Raw genomic sequence first — 16,264 nt, 5'->3', positions numbered from 1 at the left:
CACCTGTCTATTTCAGTGGAGTTCAAAAGCGCCCCCCTTGGAACTGGCCCCAACCTTCCAGAACGCGATTGGGGCCAAAGGGTTCCACGGGGAGGAAGATTATCGGGGGGCGGGTTCCGCCTGGCAGGCCAGGTATTGTTCCAGCCAGTGGATGTGATAGTCGCCGTTGATGATATCGGCTTCGCGCACCAGCGCGCGGAACAGCGGCAGCGTGGTCTCGATGCCCTCGACCACCATCTCGTCCAGCGCCCGGCGCAGCCGCATCAGGCATTCGGCGCGGGTCTTGCCGTGTACGATCAGCTTGCCGACCAGGGAATCGTAATAGGGCGGGATCGTGTAGCCCTGATAGACGGCGGAATCGATGCGGACGCCGAGGCCGCCGGGCGAGTGGTATTGCAGGATGCGGCCGGGCGAGGGGCGGAAGGTTTGCGGATTCTCGGCGTTGATGCGGCACTCGATCGCGTGGCCGATGACCTGGACTTCGTCCTGCCTGGCCGGCAGATCGCCGCCGGCGGCGATGCGAATCTGCTCCAGCACGAGATCGATATCGGTGATGCTCTCGGTAACGGGATGCTCGACCTGGATGCGCGTGTTCATCTCGATGAAGTAGAACTCGCCATCCTCGAACAGGAATTCGATGGTGCCAACGCCGAGATATTTCATCTCGCGCATCGCCTTGGCGCAGGTCTCACCGATCTTGGCGCGCGCCGCCGCGGCGAGGACGGGCGAGGGGCCTTCTTCCCAGACCTTCTGGTGGCGGCGTTGCAGCGAGCAGTCGCGTTCGCCGAGATGGATGGCGCCGCCACGGCCGTCGCCAAGGATCTGGATCTCGATGTGGCGCGGCTTCTGGAGGTATTTTTCGAGGTAGACGGACGCATCGCCAAAGGCGGACTTGGCCTCGTTGGCCGCGGTCGACAGCGCGACCTGGAGATCGGCCTCGCTGTGGGCGACCTTCATGCCACGGCCGCCACCACCGGCCGCAGCCTTCACCAGCACGGGGAAGCCGATCTTCTTCGCGATCGCCATCGCATCGTCATCGGGACCGACGGCGCCGTCGGAGCCGGGCACCACGGGGATGCCGAGGCGCTTGGCGGTTTTCTTGGCCTCGATCTTGTCGCCCATCAGTCGGATGTGCTCGGCCTTCGGGCCGATGAAATGCAGATTGTGCTCTGCGAGGATCTCCGCAAAGCGCGCGTTCTCGGACAGGAAGCCGTAGCCGGGATGCACCGCATCCGCGCCGGTGATCTCGCAGGCGGCGAGCAGCGCGGGCACGTTGAGATAGCTGTCCTTTGAAGGTGGCGGCCCGATGCAAACGCTCTCGTCCGACAGGCGCACATGCATGGCGTCGGCGTCGGCGGTGGAGTGCACGGCCACGGTCGCAATCCCGAGCTCCTTGCAGGCCCTGAGGATGCGAAGAGCGATCTCGCCGCGATTGGCTATGAGGATCTTGTCGAACATGGTGCCCTTAAGGGACGAATAGCGCGCGGGAAGCGGTGAGGGCGGCTGGCCGCCGGGGGCCGTTACTCAATGATGACGAGCGGCTCGCCGTACTCGACCGGCTGGCCATCCTCGACCAGGATCTGCGTCACCGTGCCGGCGCGCGGCGACGGGATTTGGTTCATCGTCTTCATGGCTTCGATGATCAGCAACGTCTGGCCGACCGAGACCTTGGTGCCGACGTCGATGAACGGCTTTGCGCCGGGCTCCGGCGCCCAATAGGCGGTACCGACCATCGGCGAGGTCACGGCGCCGGGATGTTTCGACAGGTCGGCCGCAGCTGTTGCCGGCGCGACCGCGGCTGCCGCCGCCGGCAGGGCGGCGGGAGCGGCTGCCACCGGCATCGGCATGGTCGCGGCGACGCTGACGTTGCGGGCAACGCGCAGGCGCAGGCCCGCACGTTCGATCTCGATCTCGGTGAGGCTGGTCTCATCGAGCAGCAAGGCCAGCTCGCGGACGAGCGCGGAATCCTCGCTGGAAAACTTTGCGGCTGCTTTGTCGTCTGGCTGGCGCGCCATGTTGTTTGATCCGAATGTTCTGTTGGAAGGGGGCATCAGGCTTTGGGCTTGATGCCGAGCTTCGCGGCAAGGCCCTGGATCGCAAGGCGGTAGCCTTCGATGCCGAAACCGCACAGCGAGGCGAAGGCCGCGCGCGCGGTGTAGGAGTGATGACGGAAGCTCTCGCGGGCGTGGATGTTGGTCACGTGCACTTCGACCGTCGGGATCTGCACCGCGAGCAGCGCGTCGTGGAGCGCGATCGAGGTGTGGGAGTAGCCGCCGGCATTGATGATGATGCCCTTCATCTTGCGGGCGTGTGCCTCGTGGATGAAGTCGATCAGCTCGCCTTCGCGGTTGGACTGTCGGCAGTCGGCCTTGAGGCCGAAGGTCGCCGCCGTCTCCCGGCACAGCGCCTCGACGTCGGCCAGCGTCGCATGGCCATACTTTTCGGGCTCCCGCGTCCCCAGCATGTTGAGGTTCGGCCCGTTCAGGACAAGGATCGTGTCGGTTGCAGGTTCAGCCATTCCAATCCCGGAAGAGGTGCCTCGGCGTGGCGGGGGTTATAGGTAACAAAGCGCGTGAGGGGAAGCCTTGAAGAGCCTCCCGGGTGGCTTCAAGTACCTCATCCAGTGCGCAAAAACCTGTGCGGAAGCTGCGGAAATTGCTTGTTAACCGGTCCAAAGCATGGCTGCCGGCCGAACGCAAAGGGGGCGGGCATCGCTGCCCGCCCCCTGAGGTTGCGGTGATCCGGCCTTAGGCGTTCAGGATCGCCACGATCTCATAGGTATCCGGATTGATGATCACGATTTCCTCGCGGATCAGGACGAACTTGTAGGTCCGCCACTCCGGATAGATCGTCACGACCTTCGACGGCAGGGCGTGGAGCGTAATCCCCTCACGCGGGATGCGGGTGCCGACCGAAATGTTGAAGTTCACATTGGTCACGGGCGCCACCTTCTCCTCGCGGATCACTGAGGTGATCTGCGTGCGCTGCTCGGTCGAGAGCTTGGCGGCCGCGCCAGCCTGGCCGGTCGTCGTCTGCGACCGCTCGGTCCCGGTCTGGGTCTGGGTCTGGGTTTGGGAACCCTGGTGGCCAGGCGCATTCATACCGCTGCGGTCTTCCTGACCTTGGGGCTTCATGTCCTTGCTGCCCTTGGTCTCGGTTTCCTTGCTCATGCTACCCTTGGACTTCTCGTCGCTCCGCGGGCTCTGGCCGACCGTCGACGACTTCTCCGACTGCGTCGACTTCTCATGCATCGCACCCGGCTGGTCCTTGTTCATCTTGTCGGACTGAGTCGACTTGTCATGAGCGCTCGGCTGATCCTTCTGATCCTTCATGCCGCCGGCCTGACCGACCGTTCCCTTGTCATGCTTGTCTTGCTTGTCCATGGACTCTTGCTTGCCCATGGAGCCGCTGCGCTCACCAGAAGGCTGCGTGCTGTGCTGGGTCTGCTGGCCACTCCCGTAGTCCTTGGTTCCGGTTCCTTGCGCATTGGCGAAACCGGTGCCGGCGATCAGCGCCAAGGCTGCAACCGAGACCAAAAAGCGATTAGTCATTTGTACCTCTCCTCACGTGATTTCTTTGCGTCATTGCCCGCGCCGACAACGAAAGGAGAGCGCGGTCGTTCCGAAATCCAAGAGGTTCCGACCAGCTTTGTTTGTTTGTTGAACGCCGGATGAATGATTTTGCAGAGGCGCGCCAAGATTTGGCACAAGAAAAAGGCCGGCTTTTCTGCCGGCCTTTTTCGCGTTTTCAGTATCGCAAAATGTGGGATCAGCAGGTCGCTTTGCCGCAGCGGGCGATGCCGATCTTTTCCCTGAGGCCTTCGACGCCGACGGCGCCGACCACGATCTGCTTGCCGATCACGTAACTCGGCGTGCCGTTCATGCCCATCGCTTCGGCGAGCTTGAAGTTCTCCTCGATGGTGGCGCGCACTTCGGGGCTGGTGATGTCCTTCTCGATTCTAGCGGTGTCGAGACCAGCCTCCTTGGCGGCCTGAATCGCGCGCGCCTTGTCCGCCGCGCCACGACCGCCGAGCAGTCTCTGGTGGAAGTCGAGGTATTTCTTGCCGGAGGGATCCTGCATGCGCACGGCGACGGCGACCTGGGCCGCCTCGACCGAGCCCTGGCTCAGCACGGGAAATTCCTTCAGCACGACCTTCAGCTTCGGATCACTCTTCATCAGATCGAGCATGTCGCCCATGGCGCGTTTGCAGTAGCCGCAATTGTAATCGAAGAACTCGACGAAGGTGACGTCGCCGTCCTTGTTGCCGAGCACGACCTGGCGCGGCGAGTTGAAGATCGCGTCGGCATTCTGCGCGATGCTGGCCTCGTGCTTCTGGGTTTCGGCCGCGGCCTGACGCTTGCTGAGCTCGGTCATGGCCTCCTCGAGCACCTCGGGATGGCTGACGAGATAGTTCTTGATGATCGCCTCGATGTCGGTGCGCTGACTATCGGAGAAACTGTCGGCCGACACGGGCGCGGCTGCGCTGAACATGGCGAGCGCAAACAGCGCGGGAGCAAGCAGGCGCAGCGAAGGCATGGTCAAATCCTCTTATCCAAAGCAGGTTTCGGTAAAACGTCGCGGCGGACTCAAAGCTCGATGTCGTGACGTCGTGGTGTCGGGCGTCGTTTGCGTTGCGTCAGTTGCGCGGCGGCTTGGCCGCCACGATGTCGTCGGCCTTGACCCATCCGGGCGTGCCGACGGCGAAACGGGTTTTCGCGCGCGTAGCGAGCTCGCGGGCGGTCTTGTTGTCGCCGCGCAAGTAGGCGGCTTGCGCCGACGCGAGATCCGCCTCGGCATAGTCTCCCTTCCGGCCATAGGCCATCGCGAGCTGGGTATAGCCGAGCGCGGCCTCGGGCTCTCGTGCCACCGCGGCGCGGAGAATCCGAACGGCGTCGTCGGTGTAGGCCTTATTATCGGTTCCAACCAGAGCCTGCCCAAGTAACATCTCGATGAGGGGCGCATTGTTCGAAAGCTGCACCGCCTTGCGCAGGGGAGCGATCGCCTCGGCGGGCTTCCCACTCTCCAGCAAGGCCTGGCCGCGCACCTCGTAGAAGTACGGGTTGTTCGGCTGGACCTGGATCAGCGCGTCGATCTGGGCCAGCGCGCTGCGCAAATCCCCGTGCAGATAGGTGCTGATGGCGCGGGCATAGCGCGCCGGCAAGCTGTCGTTGGTCTGGGGATAGCGGCGGTACACCGTCTCCGGCCGCTCCATGAACGCGGAGATCTTGGCACGCACCATGTCATGGCGGAGCTGGAGCGCGGGATCGTCCTTCTTGTCCCAATAGGGGCTTGAGCTTGCGAACACCTGCAGCGCGGCGACGCGCTCAGCCGGCATCGGATGCGACTGGAGATAGGGATCGGCGCCGCGCGCGGCGAACAGGCTCTCGCTGGTGAAGCGCTTGAAGGTCTCGTACATGCCCTTCGGCGACTGCCCCGTCGCGGTCAGGAATTTCACGCCGGCACGGTCGGCGTTCTCCTCCTGCTGGCGCTGATAGGACAACAGCGTGCGGCGGATCATCTCCTGCGGAGCGGCGATGGCGGCCGCCCCCGCATTGGCAAGGCCGTTATTGCCGGCGCTGCTGCGCTGGGTGCTGCCCGCGGCTATTGCGCCGGCGCCGAGCAGCATCGCGATGATCATCTGGGTCTGCGCCGTCGCGAGCTGCTCGCGCAGCTTGGACAGATGGCCGCCCGCCAGATGCCCGGTCTCGTGCGCGAGCACGCCGATGATCTGGTTCGGCGTCTCCGATTGGAGGATCGCGCCCCAATTGACGAAGATGCGGCGGCCGTCCGCGACGAACGCGTTGAACGAGCCGTCGTTGATGATCACCATCTGGATGTTCTGCTTCTCCAGACCGGCGACGCGCAGGATCGGGCGGGTATACTCGCGCAGGAGCTGCTCGGTTTCGGTGTCGCGCAGGACCGGCGGCCCCTTGGCCTGCGCGCGCGCAGCCGAGAACGGCGTCAGCGCGATCGCCGTGGCCGTAACGAGGGCGGTGAGGGCAGAAGCCTTCTTGCGCAATGCGATCTGGAGCAACATCAAGCGGTCTGGGTCAAACGGTCTTGGTCAAGCAGTTTCGTGATTGGTTTTGGCGATTGGCGGCGGACCGGATACGCGATATGCCCTTGTGAGCCTTACCCCTTATGAGCCGTACAATGCGGCTAGTCTGGGGCGCAAGCGCCCCCGTGTTCCGGACCGGACGGACCGGTCTGCCAGCGAATAGCAGAAATCGATGCACGATGCGACATTGAGGAACCGGTTGGGACAGTGGCTCGAGCCCTCCCGCCGCAGCGATGTTCCCCCGTTCATGGTGATGGACGTCATGGCGGCGGCGGCCCGAATCGAGGCCGCCGGCGGCCATGTCATCCATATGGAGGTCGGCCAGCCCGCGGCCGGCGCGCCCAGGACCGCGATCGCGGCCGCCCATGCTGCGCTCGAAGCGGGGCGGATCGATTATACCGCCGCGCTCGGCATCCCCTCGTTGCGCGAGCGCATCGCGCGGCATTATCGCGATGTCTATGGCTGTGACGTCAGCCCCGAGCGGATCGTGGTGACGACCGGCTCCTCGGGCGGATTTATCCTGGCCTTCCTGTCGATGTTCGAGCCCGGCGATCGCGTCGCGGTGACCGTGCCGGGCTATCCACCATACCGTCATATCCTCACCGCGCTCGGCTGCGAGCCGGTGCTGATCGAGACCACGAACGAGACGCGCCACGCGCTCACCGGCGAGGCGCTGCTTGCTGCCCATCGCAAGGCGCCGCTGAAGGGCGTGCTGGTCGGCAGCCCCGCCAATCCGACGGGGACCATGATGTCGCGCGAGGCGCTCACTGGCCTGATCGCGGCCGCGCAGGACGCAGGTATTCGCTTCATCTCGGACGAGATCTATCACGGGCTGGATTATGCGTTTCCGGCCGTGACGGCGGCGGCGCTGTCGGACCAGGCACTCGTGATCAACTCGTTCTCGAAGTATTTTTGCATGACGGGCTGGCGCGTCGGCTGGATGGTCGTGCCTGAGATCCTGGTGCGGCCGATCGAGCGGCTGCAGCAGAACCTCTCGATCTCGGTGCCGGCGCTGTCACAGATCGCGGCCGAGGCCGCCTTCGACGGCACGGCCGAGATGGAGGAGATCAAGCACGGCTATCAGGAAAACCGGCGCATTCTGATCGAGGGACTTCCCAAGGCCGGCCTCACCAGGTTCCTGCCCGCCGACGGCGCCTTCTATCTTTATGCCGACGTCTCGGACTTCACCTCCGACAGTTTCGAGTTCGCCAAGCAGATGCTGGAACAGGCTCATGTTGCGGCTACGCCCGGCCTCGATTTCGATCCCATCCATGGACGCTCGTTCGTTCGTTTTTCCTACGCACGTTCGCCCGAGGAGATGCGCGAGGCAGTTGACCGGATCGCTGACTGGCTTAAATAGCCGCCAGTTTTCGATCCACTTCCGGAGTTCATCTTGTCCGAACGATCTTTCTCGCCCGCCGCCACATCGCATTCTCCTCTCGCCGCATTGATGTGGCCGACCCGGCCGGGCGAAACCGTCGGCGTCCTGCGCGCCTTCGTGCTGATTGCGCTCGGCACCGCGTTGATGGCGCTATCAGCCAAGGTCAGCCTGCCGCTGCCCTATGTGCCCATGACGTTGCAGACGCTGGTGGTGCTGATGATCGGCGCTGCCTATGGCTGGCGCCTTGGCAGCGCAACCATGATCGCCTACCTCGCCGAGGGCGCGTTCGGCCTGCCGGTGTTTGCCGGTCCGGTGGGGGGCATTGCACCGCTAATTGGTCCGACTGCAGGCTATCTGTTCGGTTTCATTGCCGCCGCCTTCGCGACCGGCTGGCTCGCCGAGCGCGGCTGGGATCGCAGCGTGGTGCTGCTGTTTGCGGCGATGGCCGTTGGCCATATCATCATTCTCGCCGCCGGGTTCGGCTGGCTGGCGTTTGGCCTTGGCCTCGGCGCCGCGAAGGCCTGGCAAGTCGGCATCGTGCCGTTTATTGCGGCTTCGCTGGTCAAGAACGCGCTCGGCGCCGCGTTGATGCCGGCAGCGCGCCGGATCGTCGATCGCCGCGGGTAAAACGCGCAGTAACGAGCAGTTCCAATTGACAGGGCCGGCCAAGTTGATCTTGGCTGGCCCCATAGTTTGAGGGGGAGTGAAACGATGACGACGACAACGATGGCGGAAGCGCCGGTCGCGCCGCCCGCCGCCAAGCCGTGGTACAAAATTCTCTACGTCCAGGTCCTGATTGCCATCGTGCTCGGCGCCATCGTCGGCTGGCTGTGGCCACAGCTCGCCACCAATGAGTGGATCAAGGCGCTCGGCGACGGCTTCATCAAGCTGATCAAGATGGTGATCGCGCCGATCATCTTCTGCACCGTCGTCTCGGGCATCGCCCATATCCAGGACGCCAAGAAGGTCGGCCGCATCGGCGTCAAGGCGCTGGTCTATTTCGAGGTCGTCTCGACCTTCGCGCTGGTGATCGAACTCATCATCGGCAACTTGGTGAAGCCCGGCGCGGGCTTCGGCAGTGGCGCGGCGAGCGAGGCGGCCGTTGCAAATTACGCCAAGCAGGCTGCCGGTCAGAAGTCGGTCGACTTCGTGCTGCACATCATTCCGGACACCGTGGTCGGCGCCTTCGCGCAAGGCGAGATCCTCCAGGTGTTGCTGTTCTCGGTGCTGTTCGGCTTCGCGATCATGAGCCTCGGCGAGCGCGGCCACACCATCCGCAGCTTCATCGACGACGCCGCTCATGCCGTGTTCGGCGTCATCTCCATCGTCATGCGTGCAGCGCCGATTGGCGCGTTCGGTGCGATGGCCTATACGATCGGCAAGTTCGGCACCGGCGCGATCCTCAACCTCGTCGGGCTGATCGCCACGTTCTATCTCACCGCGGCGTTGTTCGTGTTCGTCGTGCTCGGCATCATCGCACGCGTGGCGGGGTTCTCGATCTTCAAGTTCCTGGCCTACATCAAGGACGAACTCCTGATCGTGCTCGGCACTTCGTCGTCGGAAAGCGCGCTGCCATCCTTGATGGAAAAGCTGGAGCGGCTCGGCTGCTCCAAGTCGGTGGTCGGCCTCGTCGTGCCCACGGGTTACTCGTTCAACCTCGACGGCACCAACATCTACATGACGCTGGCGACACTCTTCATTGCGCAGGCGCTCGGTTACGATCTCTCCTTCAGCCAGCAGCTGACGATCCTGGTTGTGGCGATGCTGACCTCGAAGGGCGCCTCCGGCATCACCGGTGCCGGCTTCATCACGCTGGCGGCAACGCTCGCCGTGGTCGATCCGCGCCTCGTGCCGGGCATGGCGATCGTGCTCGGCATCGACAAGTTCATGAGCGAATGCCGCGCGCTGACCAATCTGTGCGGCAACGGCGTCGCCTGCGTGATCGTCGCCTGGTGGGAGCGCGAGCTCGACCGCGACAAGCTCAACGCCAACCTCTCCAAGCAGATCGATCCGACCGACATGGAGACGGCGATCACGACGGACTGATCGGCGCGACGCGCCGTCAGGCTCAGAAGCAAGCAGGGCTGGTCGAGATCCTCGACCAGCCCTTTTTCGTTCGGCGACCATCCGCGCAAGGCGCGCGTCGTCGTGCTCAGATCGGAACGTCGACCGCTAAAATCGCTCCGGCCGGTAGGGCGCGGGATCGATCGCCGGCGTCTCACCGCCCATGATTTCGGCGAGCAGGCGTCCGGTCGCGGGCCCCAGCGTAAAGCCCTGGTGGCCGTGACCGAAATTCATCCAGAGGCCAGGATGGCGTGGAGCTTGCCCGAGCACCGGGAGCATGTCGGGCGTGCAGGGCCTCGTGCCGAACCACGGATCCGGTTCGACCCGCTTGCCGAGATCGATCAGCTCGCGTGCGGAGGCCTCGGCGCTGGCGAGCTGCACCGGTGTTGCGAGCGCGTCCATGCCGGTCAATTCCGCGCCGGTGGTGATGCGGATGCCCTTGGCCATTGGGCCCATGGCGTAGCCGCCGCCCTTGTCGACGAGCGGGAGGTCGAGTGAGGCGCCGCCGCTGTAGTGCATGTGGTAGCCGCGCTTGCGTACCAGCGGAATGCGATAGCCGAACTTGTTCAACAGATCGGGCGACCACGGCCCGAGCGTCACGACCGCGTGGGGAGCATCGAGGCGTCCCTGGTCCGTATCGACAGACCAGCCGGTCGCGGTCTGCCGCAGGCTCTGGGCATCACCGAGCACAATGGTGCCGCCGAGGCGCTCGAACAGCTCGGCATAGGCCGTGACGAGGGCACCTGGATCTGACACGGTCCAGGTGTCGAGCCAATGGATCGCGCCGGGAAGATCATCGCGCAGGATCGGCTCGGCCTTGGCGAGCTCGCTGCCGGAGAGCACGCGGAATTTCACGCCGAATTCGCGCTGGTCTTCCTCCGCGGTCTTGATCGCGAGATCGAATGACGCAGGATCGCGATGCAGCATGCGATAGCCGGCGCGGCGGATGAGATTGTCGGCATGGGCTTCGCGAATGAGGATGTCGTGCTCCGCCGTCGCATAGGCGATCAGCCGTGCCCAGGCCTCGATCGCCTCGCGATGCCGCTTCGGGGCCGAATGCCACCAATAGCGGAGCAGGGGCTCGATATGGAGATGCAGCGAGGCCAAGCTGTAGCGCACGTCGTTGGTGCGGCCGGTTGCGATCTTCAGGAGCGTGGCGAGGTCGCGCGGCATCGGATAGGGGCGGACCGCTTCCGCCTGGATCATCCCGGCATTGCCGTAGCTGGTCTCGCGGCCCGGCTCCCTGCGGTCGACCAGCGTGACGGACCAGCCGCGTTGCCGCAGGTGCAGCGCCGCGCTGACGCCGATCATGCCGCCGCCGAGAACGATCGCGCTTTGCATTGGCAGAAATCTCCTGTCAGGCTGGTTGTGGGCGAGGTCGGGTCATTCCCAGGCGAGGAAGCCTGGTGCGGCCGACAGCGGCGGCGCCGCGGCGAGCCGCGCCAGATCGGGGACCGGCCGGCACAATTGCACATCATCCGCGAACGCCGCTTCGATGCTCGCGGCAACCGAGAGCACGACGGCGTCGCCGCCGCGCGGGCCAACGATCTGAAGGCCCAAGGGCAGGCCGGCTTCATCGAGGCCGAGCGGAATGCTGATGGCGGGATGGCCAGGAAGCGTGACGGCATAGGCGAGCGCGAGCCAGTGGAAGTAGGATTTTGTCGGCGCGCCGTCGATCTCGGCGGGGTAGAGCTCCGACCACGGCCGCGGGCTCAGCGTGATGGTCGGGCTAATCAGCACGTCGGTCGTTTCGAAGAAGCTCTGATAGGCGCGATAGATCCGCGTCTGTGTCGTTGCGGCGCGCGCGTGGTCTTCGAGGCTGTAGCCGAGACCTTCCTCGACATTGGCGCGGACATTGGGGCCGAGCATCTCGGGACGCTCCTTGTAGTTCTTGCCGTGCGTCGCCAGGAACATGCCCGCGCGCAGCACGGCGAAGGCGTCGTCCGCGCCGGCGCAATCCGGCGTCGCTTCGCGGCATGCGGCGAAGAGCGGAGCAAGCTTGCCAACGCGCTGCCGGAACACGCGCCGGATCGCCTGCTCGGTCGGGGCGAAGCCAAAGTCCTCGGTGAAGGCGAGGCGCAGCTTGCCGAGCTCGGCGGCACGCGGCGCGGCCCAGCGTTCGGCGCGGCCGCGCAACGGCTCGCCGGGCAGCGTATAGGCAAGCGGATCGCGCGCATCGTCACTCGCCATCACCGACAGCATCAGCGCGGTGTCGGTGACATTGCGCGCCATCGGCCCGTCGGTCGACAGATTGGACCAGCCGAACGCGCGCTTCTCGCTTGCCACGAGGCCGTAGGACGGACGCATGCCGACAATGCCGGCGTAGCCTGCCGGATTGCGCAAGGAGCCGCCGGTGTCCGAGCCGGAGGCGAGCGGGGCCATGCCGCAGGCGAGCGCCACCGCTGAGCCGCCGGATGAGCCGGCCGCCGAGCGCATCGGATCGAACGGATTGCCGGTCGCGCCGAACACGGGGTTGCGGGTGTTGCCGCCCGCGGCCCATTCCGGCGTGTTGGTCTTGCCGAAGATGATGGCGCCGGCTGCACGCAGCCGCGCGATCGAGCCCTGGTCGGCCGCCGGGACATTATCTCTGAGCAGCGGGCTGCCATAGGTGCTGCGCAGCCCGGCCGTGTCCTGGGTGTCCTTGATGAGAACGGGGAGCCCGTGCAGGGCGCCACGATCCTCGCCGCGCAGGATAGCGGCCTCGGCCTCCTTGGCCGCGGCACGTGCGCCTGATACGTCCAGCGTCACGACGGCGTTGACGGCCGGATTGATGGCGGCGATCCGCGACAGACAGGACTCCAGCAGCTCGACGGGCGAGATCGCCCGGGCGGCCAGCAGGCGGCGCAGTTCGACCGCGCCGGAATCGCAAAGCTCTGACAAATGCCAATCCCCTTTCAAGTCGTGAAGACGATCTAGCACACCGGACACTCGGTTGGACGCGCTGCCACCGAGTTTTTGCGTTTTGGAGCTTCTCTCCAGCTCCGCCAGACACGCCGCGTCGCTTGGTGACGACGAACTGCCGCCGTCGTGCGAGCAAGGAGAGCGCCGAAACAAAAACGCCCGGCTGAGCCGGGCGTTTTGCATTCGATATTCGGCTTTATTCGCCGCCACCGAAGCGGCGCGACCACCAGCCGGCACGGCGCGGGGCGGCCGGAGGTTCATTTGCGGCTTGCGGTGCGGGCTCAGCTGCTGGCGCGGGCGCAGCAACCGGTTCGGTCGGCTGCGCAACCGGTGTTGCGGGTTCGGGCTGGCTGTGCAGCAGGAAGCTCACCTTTTCCCGGACCGTGGAGCGGCGTCGCGCGGCCTTGTCGTCGGTGGGCTCTTCGACCGGCGCTGCGGTCGCCGTGACGGGAGCCGGCTCCGGCCGGGCCGGCGCCTCACTCTGCACGTCGGCGCGCGGTTCATGCTGCGCCGCCTGTGGTTCGGCGATGTGTTCGGCCTGTGCAATCGAGGGCGCGGCCTCGTTGCTGAAGCTGTCGAAATCGGCGACTGCGTCGGTCGCCTCCGGCGGCGCATTGGCCGCGAGCTCGTCGCCGATGGAACCGGCAAGACCTTCCTCCGCGCCACCGCGACGACGGCGTCCACCACGGCGACCACGCCGACGCCGGCGCTCACCGCCGCCCTGCTGCTCGCCGCGGGCGGCCTGTTCCTCGCCTTCCTCGCCATCCTGCTCGGACTCTGAATCCTCTTCGGCTTCGCCGGCGGCCATAGCGGCCTCAGGAAGCGTGGGCGCGCTATCCTCGCGCAAATCGCCGTCGCGTTGGCCGCCACGGCCGCGGCGGCGGCGGCGGCGCTTGCGGCGCTGGCCGTCCTGCTCGGGGGCTGCCTCACCGGCGGCCTGCTCCTCGGAGAGACCTTCGGTCTCCTCGGTCTCGATCTCGGATTCCAGCTCCGAATCGAACTCCTCGTCCTCATAGGCGTCTTCGACCAGGGGCGGTGGGCTTGCAGCCGCCTGTGCCGCGAGCAGCGCCTTGGCAGCTTCCAGCGTATGCACCTGCTCGCCACGGTCGATAACGTAAGCCTGAGGTCCGCTGACGGACTGATCGGCGATGACCGACAGCGTGACCTTGAAGCCGTTCTCGAGATCGCGCAAATGACCGCGCTTGTGGTTCAGCACGTAGAGCGCGACGTCGGTGCGGGTGCGGACCACGAGATTGTGGGTCGCGCCCTTCATCAGGATCTCTTCGAGGCCGCGCAGCAGCTGGAGCGCCACCGAGGAGACTGAGCGGACATGACCGGTGCCGCCGCAATGCGGGCAGGGATCAGTCGAACTCTCCAGCACGCTGGCGCGAATGCGCTGGCGCGACATTTCCAGCAGGCCGAAATGCGAGATGCGTCCGACCTGGATGCGCGCGCGATCCTGCCTGAGGCAATCGGACAGCTTGCGCTCGACCGCACGGTTGTTGCGCTTCTCGTCCATATCGATGAAGTCGATGACGATCAGGCCGGCGAGGTCGCGCAGGCGGAGCTGACGGGCGACCTCTTCGGCCGCTTCCAGATTGGTCTTGAGCGCGGTGTCCTCGATATGGTGCTCGCGCGTCGATCGTCCCGAGTTGACGTCGATCGAGACCAGCGCTTCGGTCTGGTTGATGACGATGTAGCCGCCGGAGCGCAGCTGCACGGTCGGCGAGAACATCGCATCGAGCTGGCTCTCGACGCCCATCCGCGAGAACAGCGGCTGGCCGTCGCGATACTGCTTCACCGCGCTGACATTGGCGGGCATCAGCATCTTCATGAAGTCGCGCGCCTCGCGGTAGCCGGATTCGCCGGCAACCTGGATCTCGTCGATCTCCTTGTTGTAGAGGTCGCGCAGCGAGCGCTTGATCAGCGAGCCTTCCTCGTAGACGAGGGTCGGGGCCTGCGACTTCAGCGTCAAGTCGCGCACCGTCTCCCACATCCGGATCAGATATTCGAAGTCGCGCTTGATCTCGGGCTTGGTGCGGGCAGCGCCGGCGGTGCGCAGGATGATGCCCATGCCCTCGGGCACGTCGAGATCCTGCACCACTTCCTTGAGGCGCGACCGGTCCTGGGCGCTGGTGATCTTGCGGCTGATGCCGCCACCGCGCGCGGTGTTGGGCATCAAGACGGCATAGCGGCCGGCGAGCGACAGATAGGTCGTCAGCGCGGCGCCCTTGTTGCCGCGCTCTTCCTTGACGACCTGCACCAGCATCACCTGGCGGCGCTTGATGACTTCCTGGATCTTGTACTGACGGCGCGGGCGGAAGGTGCGCTCCGGCACTTCCTCCAGCACGTCGTCGCCGCCGACGGATTCGACGAGTTCCTCTTCGGCTTCCTCGCCGTCTTCGTCCTCTTCCTCTTCGTCGGCCGTCACTTCCGCGGCCTTGGCATGCGCCGCGTCGGCGGCGTAAACGGCATCGGCTGGTTCAGCGGCGACAGTTACCGCTTCGGCAAAAGCCTCGGCGTGGGCTTCGGGGGCGGCGGTCTCCTGCGGCTCGGAAACGGTCTCGGCCGCAACCACGGGCTCGGCACCGACGGCCGCGACAGGTGCGGGCGTCTCGTCGGCTTGATCATGGTCGTGATGATCGTGCTCGCTGTGATCACCCTGGTCGTCATCAGCGTGGGCGTGTTGGTGATCGTCATCATGGGGCTGATGATCGCCATGATCGTCTTCGTGATGATCGTGGCCGTCGTACTCGCCGTGATGCTCGGCATCGGCGTGCAGGTGCTCGCCTTCGTGCGGAGCGCCTTCAGTCTGCGCCGGCAGTGCCTCGCCCTCGCCCGGCTGGGCCGCGGGGTCGGCGCCGGCCTCGAGGCCTTCGACGATGTCGCTGCGGACGCGTTCGCCGTGACCGCGGCGACGGGCGTTGCGGTGGCGCGAACGGCGGCGGCCGTGGGAGCGGTTCTCGCTCTCTTCCTCGGCCTCGCGATGAGCCTGTTCCTCGGCCTCGATCAGCGCCTGCCGGTCGGCGACCGGGATCTGGTAGTAATCGGGATGGATTTCGCTGAAGGCGAGGAAGCCGTGGCGGTTGCCGCCATATTCGACGAAAGCGGCTTGGAGCGAGGGTTCGACCCGGGTGACCTTGGCGAGGTAGATATTCCCGCGCAGTTGCTTGCGTTGTGCGGTCTCGAAGTCAAACTCTTCGACGCGATTGCCGCGGACCACGACGACCCGGGTCTCTTCCGGGTGGGTGGCATCGATCAACATCTTGTTGGGCATGTCTTAACTCTTGGCGGCGGCGGGCGCGATTCACCGTGGGCGCGTATCGCGCCGCCGGGTGACGCGACGGTCCACCTGATTCGGGGGTGAGGGGAAGGCCGAAACGCCGTCTCTCGCGCCTTGCCGAACCGAAAGCTTCAGGACCAATGTGGCGCGCGGAATTTTCAATCCGCAGCGTCGCGAATGGTCCTTTAGAATTCGTCGGCACAGTCTGGCGCATCAAGCGTCGGCCCGTATGAAACATTGGGCGGCGAGGCCGCCCCTCAATCAGTTGCTGCTGGCCAGGCATGGCGCGAGCGCGCTCGCCTTGGGGGATCACGAACCGGTCCCTTGGGATCAAGAGACCGGGTTAATGGGTTACGTCGCTGTCAGAACCGCCCGGGTAACGTGAGTGGTAACCCAGGACCGTCCGCCGCCGGAGCTTGACCCGCTCCATCTCGTTGCCGCGCACCGCGCTGGTCTTAGAGGGGGAACGGAAAACGCTGGAATTCCCAAACCTTGAGAGTTCCGGCGCTGCACCGGGAGGCTGAATGCGACACAACCGGGAATATCGGCCGTCAGCAGTCCGTACATACGAGGAATG

13 protein-coding genes are annotated in these 16,264 nt (G+C 65.4%); 4 read left to right on the top strand and 9 right to left on the bottom strand.

Features of this window, described 5'->3' with window-relative positions; translation table 11 throughout:
* Positions 1-99: 99 nt before the first annotated feature.
* The 6 genes from accC to ACR9YP_RS26515 form a co-directional block, all read right to left on the bottom strand.
* Entirely contained in the window at positions 100-1,458 is a 1,359-nt protein-coding gene (accC, locus tag ACR9YP_RS26540; protein WP_474217553.1) for an acetyl-CoA carboxylase biotin carboxylase subunit, read from the bottom strand.
* A gap of 62 nt (positions 1,459-1,520) precedes the next feature.
* Positions 1,521-2,015, bottom strand: a complete 495-nt coding sequence (gene accB / locus ACR9YP_RS26535) for an acetyl-CoA carboxylase biotin carboxyl carrier protein (RefSeq protein ID WP_091888034.1) — start codon at positions 2,013-2,015, stop codon at positions 1,521-1,523.
* 35 nt (positions 2,016-2,050) lie between these two features.
* Positions 2,051-2,518 carry a type II 3-dehydroquinate dehydratase gene (gene aroQ, locus ACR9YP_RS26530; protein ID WP_018646964.1) on the bottom strand — a complete coding sequence of 156 codons (468 nt, stop codon included), beginning with the start codon at positions 2,516-2,518 and terminating at the stop codon, positions 2,051-2,053.
* 229 nt (positions 2,519-2,747) lie between these two features.
* Positions 2,748-3,551 carry a DUF1236 domain-containing protein gene (locus ACR9YP_RS26525; protein ID WP_474217552.1) on the bottom strand — a complete coding sequence of 268 codons (804 nt, stop codon included), beginning with the start codon at positions 3,549-3,551 and terminating at the stop codon, positions 2,748-2,750.
* 217 nt (positions 3,552-3,768) lie between these two features.
* The gene (locus ACR9YP_RS26520) at positions 3,769-4,536 is read right to left on the bottom strand and encodes a DsbA family protein (RefSeq protein ID WP_438108645.1); all 768 of its coding nucleotides are present in this window, start codon (positions 4,534-4,536) and stop codon (positions 3,769-3,771) included.
* A 100-nt stretch (positions 4,537-4,636) separates the two neighbouring features.
* Positions 4,637-6,037, bottom strand: a complete 1,401-nt coding sequence (locus ACR9YP_RS26515; protein WP_370990326.1) for a M48 family metalloprotease — start codon at positions 6,035-6,037, stop codon at positions 4,637-4,639.
* Positions 6,038-6,230: 193 nt separating this feature from the next.
* Between ACR9YP_RS26515 and ACR9YP_RS26510 the strand changes: the two genes are divergently transcribed.
* The 3 genes from ACR9YP_RS26510 to ACR9YP_RS26500 all read left to right on the top strand — a co-directional run bounded on the left by ACR9YP_RS26510 (position 6,231) and on the right by ACR9YP_RS26500 (position 9,485).
* On the top strand, positions 6,231-7,418 hold the full coding sequence (locus ACR9YP_RS26510) for a pyridoxal phosphate-dependent aminotransferase (protein WP_438108642.1): 1,188 nt from the start codon (positions 6,231-6,233) through the stop codon (positions 7,416-7,418).
* A gap of 90 nt (positions 7,419-7,508) precedes the next feature.
* A complete protein-coding gene (locus ACR9YP_RS26505; protein WP_474221119.1) occupies positions 7,509-8,066 on the top strand; it encodes a biotin transporter BioY in 558 nt (185 codons plus the stop codon).
* Between the two features lie 84 nt (positions 8,067-8,150).
* On the top strand, positions 8,151-9,485 hold the full coding sequence (locus ACR9YP_RS26500) for a dicarboxylate/amino acid:cation symporter (protein WP_474217551.1): 1,335 nt from the start codon (positions 8,151-8,153) through the stop codon (positions 9,483-9,485).
* A gap of 126 nt (positions 9,486-9,611) precedes the next feature.
* On the opposite strand, the gene ACR9YP_RS26495 is transcribed toward ACR9YP_RS26500, so the two are convergent.
* The 3 genes from ACR9YP_RS26495 to ACR9YP_RS26485 form a co-directional block, all read right to left on the bottom strand.
* Positions 9,612-10,844 (bottom strand): NAD(P)/FAD-dependent oxidoreductase, encoded by a 1,233-nt coding sequence (locus tag ACR9YP_RS26495; RefSeq protein ID WP_474217550.1) that lies wholly within the window; start codon positions 10,842-10,844, stop codon positions 9,612-9,614.
* A 42-nt stretch (positions 10,845-10,886) separates the two neighbouring features.
* A complete protein-coding gene (locus ACR9YP_RS26490) occupies positions 10,887-12,383 on the bottom strand; it encodes an amidase (protein WP_474217549.1) in 1,497 nt (498 codons plus the stop codon).
* A gap of 217 nt (positions 12,384-12,600) precedes the next feature.
* A complete protein-coding gene (locus tag ACR9YP_RS26485) occupies positions 12,601-14,835 on the bottom strand; it encodes an Rne/Rng family ribonuclease (protein WP_474217548.1) in 2,235 nt (744 codons plus the stop codon).
* Positions 14,836-14,850: 15 nt separating this feature from the next.
* Between ACR9YP_RS26485 and ACR9YP_RS26480 the strand changes: the two genes are divergently transcribed.
* The gene (locus ACR9YP_RS26480; RefSeq protein WP_474217547.1) at positions 14,851-15,771 is read left to right on the top strand and encodes a hypothetical protein; all 921 of its coding nucleotides are present in this window, start codon (positions 14,851-14,853) and stop codon (positions 15,769-15,771) included.
* Positions 15,772-16,264 lie beyond the last annotated feature (493 nt).

It is taken from the genome of Bradyrhizobium sp. BR14999 (assembly GCF_056106085.1).
Note: the sequence above shows the minus strand (reverse complement) of the source record. Positions and strands in the feature narration are given on the sequence as shown.